This window comes from Arthrobacter nitrophenolicus (genome assembly GCF_000332815.1).
GTDB classification, from domain to species: domain Bacteria; phylum Actinomycetota; class Actinomycetes; order Actinomycetales; family Micrococcaceae; genus Arthrobacter; species Arthrobacter nitrophenolicus.
In genome coordinates, this window is sequence record NZ_AOFD01000012.1 from 80,078 (window position 1) to 90,308 (window position 10,231).

At 69.8% G+C, this 10,231-nt stretch carries 7 protein-coding genes and 3 pseudogenes; 2 read left to right on the forward strand and 8 right to left on the reverse strand.

Translation table 11 applies throughout. The features are described 5' to 3' along the window. Nucleotides 1-23 precede the first annotated feature (23 nt). The 7 genes and pseudogenes from G205_RS06465 to G205_RS06495 form a co-directional block, all read right to left on the reverse strand. Nucleotides 24-1,490 carry a PfkB family carbohydrate kinase gene (locus G205_RS06465; protein ID WP_009357267.1) on the reverse strand — a complete coding sequence of 489 codons (1,467 nt, stop codon included), beginning with the start codon at nucleotides 1,488-1,490 and terminating at the stop codon, nucleotides 24-26. Beyond that, complete coding sequence (locus tag G205_RS06470) at nucleotides 1,487-2,182, reverse strand: D-sedoheptulose-7-phosphate isomerase (protein WP_009357268.1); 696 nt, start codon at nucleotides 2,180-2,182, stop codon at nucleotides 1,487-1,489. Before G205_RS06470 ends, G205_RS06465 begins: the two co-directional genes overlap by 4 nt. Continuing rightward, a pseudogene (locus tag G205_RS06475) lies at nucleotides 2,179-3,428 on the reverse strand (glycosyltransferase). The gene G205_RS06470 and the pseudogene G205_RS06475 overlap by 4 nt, the downstream one beginning before the upstream one ends. Further along, nucleotides 3,425-4,459, reverse strand: coding sequence for a glycosyltransferase (locus tag G205_RS06480; RefSeq protein WP_009357270.1), 1,035 nt, complete (start codon nucleotides 4,457-4,459; stop codon nucleotides 3,425-3,427). The pseudogene G205_RS06475 and the gene G205_RS06480 overlap by 4 nt, the downstream one beginning before the upstream one ends. Beyond that, nucleotides 4,456-5,544, reverse strand: coding sequence for a glycosyltransferase family 9 protein (locus G205_RS06485; RefSeq protein WP_009357271.1), 1,089 nt, complete (start codon nucleotides 5,542-5,544; stop codon nucleotides 4,456-4,458). The genes G205_RS06480 and G205_RS06485 overlap by 4 nt, the downstream gene beginning before the upstream one ends. After that, nucleotides 5,544-6,078, reverse strand: a pseudogene (locus tag G205_RS23980) (D-glycero-alpha-D-manno-heptose-1,7-bisphosphate 7-phosphatase). The gene G205_RS06485 and the pseudogene G205_RS23980 overlap by 1 nt, the downstream one beginning before the upstream one ends. Nucleotides 6,079-6,256: 178 nt before the next feature. After that, nucleotides 6,257-7,165, reverse strand: a complete 909-nt coding sequence (locus tag G205_RS06495) for a sigma-70 family RNA polymerase sigma factor (protein WP_009357274.1) — start codon at nucleotides 7,163-7,165, stop codon at nucleotides 6,257-6,259. A gap of 145 nt (nucleotides 7,166-7,310) precedes the next feature. Between G205_RS06495 and G205_RS06500 the strand changes: the two genes are divergently transcribed. Then, complete coding sequence (locus tag G205_RS06500; RefSeq protein ID WP_009357275.1) at nucleotides 7,311-8,351, forward strand: NAD-dependent epimerase/dehydratase family protein; 1,041 nt, start codon at nucleotides 7,311-7,313, stop codon at nucleotides 8,349-8,351. Here G205_RS06500 and G205_RS20570 read toward each other — a convergent pair. Further along, nucleotides 8,332-8,973, reverse strand: coding sequence for a hypothetical protein (locus G205_RS20570; RefSeq protein ID WP_152419540.1), 642 nt, complete (start codon nucleotides 8,971-8,973; stop codon nucleotides 8,332-8,334). The genes G205_RS06500 and G205_RS20570 overlap by 20 nt on opposite strands. Nucleotides 8,974-9,251: 278 nt before the next feature. On the opposite strand from G205_RS20570, the pseudogene G205_RS06510 reads away from it, so the two are divergent. Further along, nucleotides 9,252-10,231, forward strand: a pseudogene (locus G205_RS06510) (hypothetical protein); the annotation flags it as partial.

Below are 10,231 nucleotides of genomic sequence, written 5' to 3' on the forward strand. Positions count from 1 at the left end.
TCGTGTAGCGCGGGGAGGGCCGGTCAGCCCACCTTGGCGAGCGCGTTGGCGAGTCCGGTGGTGGACCGCGCCGGGTGGTAGGGAACCGTGAGGCAGCGGCCGCCCCAGCTTTCCACCAGGTCCGATTCCGGGAGCCGGGCGCCCTTGTAGTCGCCGCCCTTGACCCAGATGTCCGGGCGCAGCCGCTCCAGGGCGGCCTCGGGGGTGTCTTCATCGAAGACCAGCACCGCGTCCACGCACTCCATGGCGAGCAGCAGCTCGGCCCTGTCGAGCTGGCCGATAATGGGACGTTCCGGGCCCTTGAGCCGCCGCACCGAGTCATCCGAGTTCAGGCAGACGATCAGGCAATCCCCCAGCTCGCGGGCCGCGGTGAGGGAACGCACGTGGCCTGCATGGAGCAGGTCGAAGCAGCCGCCGGTGGCCACCACGGTTCCCCCGTTCTGCCGGACCGTCCTGGCCAGCAGCAGCGGCTCGCTGGGTCTGCGCTTCGCCCTGAGTGACCGCGGGTCGGACGCTGCCACGCCTGTTTCAGCGTCCTGCCCGGCAGGACCGGTGGTGCGGTCGGGAAGCGCCGCCACCCCGCCGGCGGCGAGGAAATCCGCGGCGTCGTGAACCGCCAGGCCGGCGGCCTCCTCCAGGCTCCGCCCGGCCAGCAGGTGCACGGCCAGGCCCGCTGCGAGCCGGTCCCCGGCGCCGCAGGGATCCCCCGCTTCCACCCGGGGAGCAGGCACGGTGAGCGGCTCCTGGCCATCGCGGCGCAGCAGGACGGCGCCCTGCTCTCCCCGGGTGACCAGCACCGCGTTGCTCTGCCAGTGGTCCAGCAGGATGCGGCCCGCCTCTGCGGCGTGGTCCCCGGACCCGTCCTTTCCGCCGGCTGCCCCCTTGTCCGCAGCTGGCTCCGGGTCCTTGGATGCCAAGGCCTGGGCGGCCCTGACCGCTTCGGACAGGTTGGGCGTGGCCACGGCCACGCCGGGCACCGGGTCCGGACCGGACGGATGAGGATCCCAGATGACGGGCACCTTCCGGGCCAGCCGGGTGAGGAGTTCGCGGAGCCGGGGGTTGGCCGCCACTCCCCTGCCGTAGTCCGCGACGATGATCACCCCCGCCTGCTCCACGGCGCTGAGCATGGCGGGGTTGACGTCGGGTACAGGCGTCTTTTCGCACCCCTGGTCGAAGCGCACCAGGGGGTGCGAGCCTGCCCGCACCCGGGTCTTCACCGGCGAAGGGTAGCCGCTGGGGCCTGCCACGAGCCGCACTCCGGCGAGGTGCTCCTTCAGCTGCCGCCCGGCGTCGTCGTCGCCAATAACCGTCACCAGGGTGACCGGCCAGCCGTCCTCGGCCAGCATCCGGGCCACCAGCCCGGCGCCCCCGGCACGACGGCGGACGCCCGAAACATCCACCACGGGAACCGGAGCATCGGGGCTGAGGCGGGTGGCCTCACCCGAAAGGTCAACGTCCAGCATGACGTCGCCCACCACCACGATCCTCATGGCCGGCCACCTCCCACCGTGGGACTGCGGCGGGCCACCTCGAGGTCGAAGGCCCGGCACACGGCGTGCAGCGCGATCAGGTGCCCTTCCTGGGCATTGGCGTTGAGGGCGTCGACCATCACGGCCTCGTCGCAGGCATCGGCCAGCGGGTTGGGGCCTGTTCCGGTCAGCGCCCACGTGGTCACGTTGAGCCGCGCTGCCGCCTCCGCGGCGCGCAGCAGGTTGGGGCTCTTGCCGCTGGTGGACAGCAGCATCAGCACATCGCCGGAACGGGCATGCGCCCGGACCTGGCGGGCAAACACCTCGTCGTAGCCGTAGTCATTGGCGATGGCCGTGACGGCGGAGGATTCCGCGTGCAGGGAGATGGCGGAGAACGGGACGCGTTCGCCGTCGAACCTGCCCACCAGTTCGGCGGTGAGGTGCTGTGCCTCGGCGGCGGACCCGCCGTTGCCGGCGGCGAGGAGCCGCTGGCCGCGCAGCAGCCGCTGGGCGAGCTCAACTCCCCAGGCGGCGAGGCGGCCGGACTGGCTGCGGAGCGATTCCAGCGCCGGAACCACGTTGTCCAGGTGGCTGCGCACGGCGTCGGCACTGTCCGGGTCGACAAAGGCCGCCCCGGGCAGCACGGCGGGCAGCGCCGGCGCGGTGGCCAGCACCCGCAGGTCGGCTTCCCTCAGGGACCATTCAGCAGTCACAGCGCTGCTCCTTCCATGGGTATGGCGCCGGCCGGGGCCTCCGCCACGGCGAGCTGGTAGGCCTTCTCCGTTTCGGCGGCCACCCGCTCCCACGAGTACCTGGTACGGGCACGCACCTGGCCGGCGTTGCCGAGTTCGGTGCGCAGGTCCGGGTTTCCGAGCAGCAGCGCGAGCGCCGAGGCGATCGCTTCCGGGTCCCGCGGCGGCACGTGCAGGCCGGTGGCGTGGTCCACCACGGTGTCCCGCAGGCCGCCCACGGCAGCCGCCACCACGGGGACGCCGCAGGCCATCGCCTCCAGCGGGACGATGCCGAACGGCTCGTACCAGGGCGCACAGACCACGCGTCGGCGCTGCGGAAGATCCCGGGCATTTCGGCGCGGGACACCTGCCCCTGCAGCGAGACCTGGTCCGCGACGCCCAGCTCGGCAGCGAGGGCCAGCAGCCGGCGCACCTCCGGGTCCGCGTGCAGGACGCCGGAATCCCCGCCGCCCACAATGAGGAGCTCGACGTCGTCGAACCCCGCTGCACGCAGGTGCGGCAGGGCGCGGATCACCAGGTCGACGCCCTTGCGCGGCACCAGCCGGCCCACCGAGAGGATCCGGTGGCGCCGCTTCCGGGCGGCAGCGGGTCCCTCAGCCGAGAAGAAGCCCAGGTCCACGCCGCAGGGGGCGATGGAGATCTTGCCCGTGGTGATGCCCATGGCCTTGAGCTCAAAAACCTCATCCGAGCAGGTGGCAATGATCCTGTCCGCGGAGCGCCCCACGCCGGGCTCCAGCCAGCGGCGTTCGGTGGGACTGGTGTCCTCTGCGCCCTGGTGCCGGCGTTTCACCGTGCCGAGGGCGTGGAAGGTCTGGATCACCGGGACGCGGTATCCCGCGTCGGGCCGGCGCGCAGCGTCAAGCGCGGCAAGACCGGACATCCAGAAGTGGCCGTGCACCACGTCCGGCGGCCGCTGCCCCCAGTCCCTGGCCACACCGTCCGCGAGCTCCCCCATGTAGGGAAGCAGCTCATCCTTGGGCACGTGCCGGGCGGGGCCGGCATCGACGTGCACAACCTCAAGCCGGCGACCCACCCGGACCCTGGCGGGAAGCTCCGTTGCATCCCTGCGGGTGTAGACGGTGACGTGGTGGCCCCGCTTGGCGAGCGCTTCGGACAGCGCGGCAACATGGACGTTCTGTCCGCCCGCGTCCACTCCGCCCAGGGCCGCCAGCGGACTGGCGTGCTCGGAAATCATGGCGATTTTCATGGGGTCTTCCTCTCTGGCGCCGGGACAAGGATCCGCTCGTCCGGGTGCTCGTTGACGGAGTGACGGGGCCGGCTCCGCAGATCCGCCAGCAGCTCATCCCAGCGGTCCTGGAACGTGCCCAGGTTGTAGCGTTCCAGCGCCGCCTCACGGGCGGCGGCGCCCCGCCGTCGGGCTTCATCCGGATTGGCGACCAGCCTCTGCCCACAGCGGAGCAGCTCGTCGATATCAGTGGAGACGGCGCCGGCCTCCGGCGGCACCGCCCGCGGCGCTTCGGTGGTGGCCAGCGCCACCACCGGCATGCCCAGGTGCATGGCTTCCAGGAGGGAAAGGCCCAGGGACGTCCAGCGCATGGGGTGCACATAGACCCGGCAGCGGGCCAGTTCCCGGTGCAGTTCCTGCGTCTTCAGGTCGCCCCGGGCCGCCAGCCGGGACGCGTCGATGCCGGTGGCGGCGGCGAGCCCGTCCGTCTTCATGCCGAAGACCTGAAGGGGCGCCACCGAGGCAAAGGCCGGCAGCAGATCGGTTCCGGTCACCCGGCCGCGGCGCACCGGCTCATTGACCACAACGCCCAGCTCGGCCAGCTCCCCCGTGTACAGGTGCCCGGGGTCCGGGATCCCGTGCTCAATGACGGTGGCGGGAGCCGAGCCGTTGTCCCAGGCCAGCCGGTTGAAATGGGTCACGTGGACCACCGGAATGCTGTCCTGGTCCGCGAGCGGATGGCGGGTGTTCGGGAAGTTGCCCTTGGGGGTGTTGTGCTCCACGTACACCGCCGGCAGGTCGCGGCCCGGGGTCCGCCCCAGCAGCCGGGACACCTCCGTGACCTCTTCCGGGCGCTGAAGCACGACGGCGTCAACGGCGTCGGCGTCGAGCGTTGCCAGGTCCACCTCCCGCACTGAAGGCGGCCAGTCCCTGCCGGCACGGCCAAGTCCCCAGGCACCTCCTTCCGGCAGGACAGGAAGCAGGTACTCATGACGTCCGCGCACAAACGCGTCCGTCCAGGAACCGTGGACATGCCAGAGCAGGATTCTCATCTGTTACGGGCCTTTCTACGGGTGCTGACATGGGTGCTGAAGGAACTCACTCCGCCGATCAGCCGTTCGACGGCGGCAACCACCTCCTCGGGCGAGACGGAGTCGAGGCAGGGATGGCCCGGGACCGGGCAGACGCGGGCGCGGGTCATCCGGCAGGCCGCGTTCTGGTCGCCCAGCAGTTCCAGCGGCACCCCGTACGGCGCCCAGCGGATGGCGGGCACCACGGGCGAAAACAGGCACGCCACCGGAGTGCCCACGGCGGCTGCGAGGTGGGCGGGCCCGGTGTTCCCGGTGACTACCGCGTCGGCCCCCGCCATGACACCCGCCAGGGTGGAGAGGTCGGTCCGTCCGCCGAGGTCCAGCGCGGAGGGGCCGGCCACGGTGGCGGTCAATGAGGCCTCGTTGGGGCCGCCCGTCACCACCACCCGGCGTCCCGCGCCCTGAAGCAGTTCGACGGCGGCGGCGTGGTGCAGCGGCGGCCACGCCCTGGCCGGGACGGCAGCCCCCGGATGGACCACCACGTAGGGTTCGGCGCCCACCAGGTCCCGTACATCGGGGACGGACGCGAGGTGGAGCTTGCCGTCGTCCCCGGCCGGCAGCCGGAACCCGGCGGCCTCCGCGATGCCCAGCGCCCGCTCGGCCTCGGGCTGGTCCTCCGGGAAATCCTCACCGGGCTTGAGCCTGACATCCAGCAGCGACCCGGCGTGATCGGTGGACGCCCCGGTGATCCGCTCCACGCCGGCCAGCCTCAGCAGCAGGGCCAGCGGCAGCGGGGACTGGTGGAAGGACGTGAGGATGACCGCTTCGGTGATCCGTGAGTTGCGGACGAAATCGATGAGCCGGTCCGCGTGGGGGCCGGTCATCTTCGGGGCGGGGTTCATGATCCACGGGCTGTCCCAGCTGTAGACCTCTGCGGCGCCGGGCAGCAGCGCAGCCGCGGCCTCCCCCTGCCGGCCGCACAGCATCACCACGTGGTTGGCGCCGCTGCCGTCCGGAACCCTGCCGTGGGCCACGGCCCGGACCGCGGGCCCGGCCAGGAGGACATCGCCCATGCTGTCCAGGCGTGCCACCAGCACGCGGCCCATCAGGGCGTCCCCTGCAGCAGGCCGACGGCGGCCGCCAGGTCAGGGGCGACCAGCCGCGCCGCTGCCACCTCCTCGGCCCGGGTCACCGGGGTGGGAACCAGCACGCCTGTTGCTCCGGCAGCCTCCGCGGCTCGGACATCCGCCCCGATGTCGCCAATGAGTGCTGCCTCGGATTCGGCGATGCCCAGCTTTCGGCAGGCGCTGTGGACCATTCCGGGCTGCGGCTTCCGGCAGGCGCAGCGTCCTGCTCCGAGTGGGGGCACACTTCCCAGACGTCGAAGGGCCCCAGCAGTTCTTCCACCCTGGCATTCACGCCCGCCACATCGGCTTCCGTGATCAGGCCCCGGGCGATGCCGGACTGGTTGCTGATGACGCCGGTGGCGATGCCCTCGGCCCGGAGGCCGTCCAGCACGGCTTTGGCACCCGGCACCGGCCGGACCAGTGCCGGGTCCCCGTTATAGGCACATCGACCACCAGGGTTCCGTCCCGGTCAAACAGGACAGCGCGGAACTTGGACGTTTCGGGGCTTTCCATAAGCACCCTGTTCCCTCCTCCTGCTGCTCCTAAACAGGGCCACAGGCTTTTCCCGGCTTTCGGACCGGAAAGATCCGAGCCGCTGAAAAGGCAAGATACGAAATTCGCGGGTTTGCTGCTGCGCCTTCAGCCCTGCCGCGGAGATAGTTTCCACGGCAGGCGAAGGGTCATTAGGGGACTAGACGGTCCTTGGCTTGGCACTTATCCGGCGGGTGTGGGAGGCCGGGCCGGAAGCCCTGCCACCGCGGACGGCACGCAATGATCCTGCGTTGCCGCCGTCCTGGCCAGTGCCGGGACGGGCGCTGTTTTCAAGCCGCCGCTGGAGTTCCACCAGGACGCGGGCCAATCGGCGCGAAACCTGCATCTGGGACATGCCGAGCCGCTTCCCCAGCTGCACCTGGGTTTCCTCGCAGAAGTAGCGGCGGTACAGAAGCTCCCGGTCCGCGGCGTCCAGGTCCTGCATCGCCTCCCGCAGGCAGGCAAGGTCCTCCAGCCGCTCCAGCGGCGTTTCCGGGCAGGCCAGCACGTCGCCGAGGGCCGGCGCGTCAGAGTTGGGGTTGACGGCATCTAGGGAATCCGGGTGCATGCTGCTGGATGCCGAGATGGCTTCCTGCACTTCCGCCGGGTCCGTCCCCAGCTCTCCGGCCAGTTCCTCCACGCTGGGGTTCCTTCCCAGCGCCTGGGTCAGTTCCGGCTCGGCGCGGAAAAGCCTGGTCCGGAGGTCCTGGATATGCCTCGGCGGCCGGACCACCCAGGTCCGGTCCCGCAGGTACCTCTTCAGCTCACCGGTGATGGTGGGGGCGGCGTAGGCGGGGAAACTTTCGCCCTTGGACTGGTCAAACCCGCGGGCTGCCTTCACCAGGCCAAGGTAGGCCACCTGGTTCAGGTCCGCCCGTTCGCGTCCGCGGGCCTCGAACCGGCCGGCAAGGGCTTCCGCGAGATCCAGGTAGCTGAGGACGAGGTCGTTTTCAAACGTTTCCCGCAGCCTACCCGATGAGGCGGGCGAAGGATTTTTGTGCAGGAGTTCTGGTTCCTGCCGGCGGACTGGCGTAGCATCCACGGCAAGCGCGGCAAAGGATTCGGGCATTGTCGTTGGTTCCCTCGGTCTGGTTCCGAAAGCCTGCGGCAAGACTTAGAAGTAGGAAATCATAAGGTTGCTTATAAAACAATCCTTCCGCTGTAGGCTCAGCACGTAAGCGGAACCAGCACACCCCCGCCGGAGGAGCCTTTTCATGCGCATCGCCATCACCGGAGCCAGTGGAAACGCTGGCACAGCGCTGCTGCGGAATTTGCAGGGCCACCTGGCCAAAAAACCGGGAAGCCTGGAAGTGGTTGGCATGAGCAGGCGACGTCCGGACACCACCAGGGAACCGTATTCGGGGGTCGAGTGGCACACCGTGGATGTCGGCCTGGAGCGGGACAAGCCACGGCTGGAGGCCGCGCTCCGCGGAGTGGACGTGGTGGTGCACCTGGCCTGGCAGATCCAACCCAACCGGGACCTCGAGCAGCTCTACCGCACCAACGTCACGGGCACCAGAAATGTTCTGGCGGCGGCCAAGGCGGCAGGCGCCAAGCAGGTTGTCTGCGCCTCCTCAGTTGGCGCCTACAGCAAAGCCCCCAAGGACAGGCGCACGGACGAATCGTGGCCGGCAGAGGGCATGCCGGGTTCGCATTACAGCCGGCACAAGGCCGAACAGGAGAAACTGCTGGATGAGTTCGCGGCGGCCGAGCCGGGCATATCCGTCGCGAGGCTCCGGCCGGGGCTGATCTTCCAGCGCGACGCGGGCAGCGAAATCGGCAGGTATTTCCTGGGGCCTGTATACCCGCGGCTCCTGCCGGCCCGGCCCCGGATTCCACTCCTGCCCGCACCTGACGATCTCATCTTCCAGGCAGTCCACGCCGACGATGTGGCGGAGGCCTACTGGCGGGTCATCGACCAGCGGGCCAGCGGGGCGTTCAACATCGCGGCCGAACCCGTCCTCACGCCCCGGGAACTGGCCCGCATCCTGGGCGCCCGCAGGATCCTTCCGATCCCCATGGGCCTGCTTCACAAGCTGGTGGGCCTGGCCTGGTGGCTGCGCCTCGTGCCCACCGATTCAGGCTGGGTGGAAATGGCAGCCGGGGCACCAGTCATGGATACCAGCCGGGCCCGCCGCATCCTGGGGTGGGAAGCGCGAACCTCATCTGTCGACGCCGTCAAGGAAGTCCTCGAAGGCATGGGACAGGGGAAGGGCATTAGCCCCTCCCCTGTCCTCAAGCCGCGTAAACCCTGACCGGGAGCCCTATCGGGGGCCAGCCGGAGGTCTTTGGCGGGCTAGATACCGGTCCGCGGGTTCTCGCCGTCCCGGCGTGCCGCTTCCTCCCGGGCAGCGTCCCGGCGTGCCGCTTCCTCCCGGGCAGCGTCCATCCGGTCGCGGTCCACATGCGCACCCTCCTGGCGCTCTGCGCGCGCGTCGCCGGCCGCGGCACCAACGGGGCTGGCGGCACCACGGGCATCATCCTGACGGTGTCCTGGCGGACGCCGTCGCCGTCCCGGCGGACCCCGTCGCTGCGGACGGCGTCATCCCGGACGGCGTCATCACGAACAGTGTCGTCACGGACACCGTCACCACGGGTATCCCGGTCCCGCGCAGCTCCGTCCCGTCCGACGTCGGGATCCACCTCGTCCGCCCTGCGGGTATGGTCCGCAACATCGGCGCGGAGCGACTGTGCTTCCCGGGCTGTCGCGTCGGCTTCCTGCTTGAGCCGTGCGGCATTTACCTGCGCCTGCTCTGCGTCAGCACGGGCACGCGCAGCCTTGGCCTCGCGCTCCCGGGCATCAAGTTCCATATTTTCTGCCTCGCGGCGGATTTCGGCTGCCTTTTCCCGGTGGGCTTCATCGCGTTTTTGCTGCATTGCCTTCCGGCGCCTTCCGGTTGCCAGCAGCAACACAATAAGGACCAGCACAACAATGGCCACTACCACCCAAACCCATGGAGCTGTTTCCAAACTACCCACCACTTTCCACTTCGATGTCCGGGCAGGCCTGCGCCATTCCGGCTGACGTTTCTGGAACCGTTATAACTCGCTTAGCAAGGGTACTTACTTTCCATTAGTAATCATGCTTATTATTTTACGGCCAGTATTGCTGGTTCTTGATCAACAGCCGGCCTTCTTGGAAAGAGAGAGCGAAGATGACAGAGAACCAATGGCCCGAGGATCCCGCCTACACGGCTCCCCCGGCCTCAACGGGTGTACCGGGCGAGCGGACCGCCACTACCTTTCCAGCCGCCGCCACTCCGCCGGCCGGGGTGACGCAGACCGGGGTGACGCAAACCGGTGACACCGCCGGGGCGTCCCGCAAGGACGCGGCAAAGGAAGAAGCAGCGGACGTAGCCCGCACGGCAAAAGATTCGGCCCAAAGCGTGGCGCAGACGGCCAAGAGCGAGGCTGCCAACGTTGCTGCGGAGGCGAAGTACAGCGCGCAGGACCTGCTGCACCAGGCGAAGACGGGCCTGACCAGCCAGGCCGGCACGCAGCAGCAGAAGGCAGCCGAGGGCATGCGCTCTATCTCCGGCCAGCTGCGGAGCATGGCGGACGCCCCGGACCAGCAGGGCATGGCCAGCGACCTCATCCGGCAGGCCGCCGAGCGCACCTCCTCCATGGCCACGTGCTGGAAAACAGGGAGCCGGGTGACCTTCTGACCGAGGTCCAGCGGTTCGCCCGGAACCGTCCCGGGACCTTCCTGCTGCTGGCAGCCGGGGCCGGCGTCCTGGCCGGCCGCCTCACCCGCGGCCTCACCGCAGGCGCCCCGGAATCGTCGTCGGGAACACGCCGCACCGCCGGCCTTGCCGGGCAGTACTCCGGCACCCCGTACGGCGACCAGTACAGCGAATCGTACGCACCTGCCGGCGGTACCGTTCCGCCACCTCCGGTCCAGCTCCCCGGCCCCGCCATCACCACGGCAGGGTACGACGGCGGCGCTCCCGGCGGCGGTTACGCCGAACCCGTGCGTCCCGCCAGCGCCCTGGACAGCCCGCAACTGGTGGAAGAACCATGGTCAGGCAACCGGATTGCTGACGATCCCCTCCGCGACCGCGACCTTGCGGACGACCCCATGCCGGGAGACCCGCTCACCCGTGACCGCAGGGCGGATGGCCACACTGGCGGCTTG